Source organism: Variovorax sp. WDL1, assembly GCF_001541225.1.
Taxonomy (GTDB): Bacteria; Pseudomonadota; Gammaproteobacteria; order Burkholderiales; family Burkholderiaceae_C; genus Variovorax.
Genome location: NZ_LMTS01000309.1, coordinates 1 through 378, shown reverse-complemented (window position 1 = coordinate 378; position 378 = coordinate 1). Strand labels below are relative to the sequence as shown.

The window sequence follows — 378 nt, the reverse complement described above, 5'->3', positions numbered from 1 at the left end:
AGGCCGGTATGTCCGAGCAGCAGCACGTCCGTGCGGACGGGACGGTCACGTTCCTTCCGCACCGGCTCAACCGCCATCCCGTGGTCGTGCGCGGCCTCACCGCCGACGAGCTGTGGATCTGCTGCGGCCTGTCCGGCGCGGCCGGCCTGCTGGTCGGCGCGCCGCTTTCGTGGGTGTTCCGCACGATCGCCATCGCACCGACGTTCGTTGTCCTGGGCGTGGCCTTGGGCGTGTTCATCGGCGGCGGCATCCTGCGCCGCCTCAAGCGTGGGCGCCCCGACACCTGGCTGTATCGACAGTTGCAGTGGCGCATCGCAACGCGCCATCCGCTGATGGCCGGCTGGGTGGGCGGCCACGTGCTGATCTCGCGCTCGGGCT

At 70.9% G+C, this 378-nt stretch carries 1 protein-coding gene; it reads left to right on the top strand.

What is annotated here, in order from left to right; translation table 11 throughout:
* Positions 1-8 precede the first annotated feature (8 nt).
* The coding region (locus APY03_RS36005) for a TIGR03750 family conjugal transfer protein (RefSeq protein ID WP_068685015.1) at positions 9-378 on the top strand (370 nt) is incomplete at its 3' end.